Raw genomic sequence first — 900 nt, 5'->3', positions numbered from 1 at the left:
ATTAACGATTTGAGTGTGTTCAGATAACTCTGAACACTCATTTTTGTTACAATTACAATTATAGTTAGGGGTTGTATGTTCTATGTGTATGTCATTGGAGGCATATCTGTATGTCGTTTTTAATGTTTTTAGCTTAAAAAAACGCTGTAAAATCCATTCAAAAAGATGGGATGCCTTTTGTAATTTTTCAAAAGATGCTTTTGTTGGTCGACCAATAATATGAAGAATTTTTTGCATTCTAGAAAAAAGCAATGAGATAAACGGAGTTTCTTCCATTTCTGTATAACAGGTTTTAATTTGACGCAACAATCCTCTAAAATAATGCAAAGCTTCATTCTTTTTATCATAACATTCCAGAGCTTCGTCTGCTTTTTGCTTAAGTTCATGATATCGCGCAACAAGAATACGTAAATCAATACCGCAAGCTGTTACGATATCATCGCTATGGTTACGTATAGGATAGCGTTTAAAGTTACCAGAGTCGCGCATAACAATAAAACCACAATCATAGAGAGATGAAAGCAATCGACTAATGCGTCCTTCACTACGACTAATGTCATAACCAAGTTGTTGATTGCTTTTGAAAACAATAGGAACTCCTCCTTTTTCAAATGAATCTCTTGAAGCTGTATCCAGTAACTCAAGAAGAAGTTCGCCTTCTGGTTTTTTAACTAAACCAGTTTTTTTCATGTTTTTAGCCAATCCAATCAATTGACCACGGCTTACAGAACCAATCTCAGCAGTTTCTGCTAATTTTCTAAATTCTATATGATGTGCATTTATCTTTCTTCCAGATGTTTTCTTAACCATAATTTTTAAAACCTCTCTATTGGAGGCAAAAAAAACGTTAAAAATATCCCTTTTCTACAAAATTTCTCTTGCAGAATGCATCACGATAAA

At 33.3% G+C, this 900-nt stretch carries 1 protein-coding gene; it reads right to left on the bottom strand.

Annotation, left to right across the window (positions count from 1 at the left end):
* The coding region (locus ACFILW_RS10135; protein WP_375685773.1) for a helix-turn-helix domain-containing protein at window positions 1–810 on the bottom strand (810 nt) is incomplete at its 3' end.
* Window positions 811–900: the final 90 nt, after the last annotated feature.

The organism is Bartonella sp. TT110JLCBS (assembly GCF_042193405.1).
In the GTDB taxonomy this organism is placed as follows: Bacteria; Pseudomonadota; Alphaproteobacteria; order Rhizobiales; family Rhizobiaceae; genus Bartonella.
The sequence above is the reverse complement of the archived record's forward strand: the minus strand, read 5'-3'. Positions and strand labels throughout refer to the sequence as shown.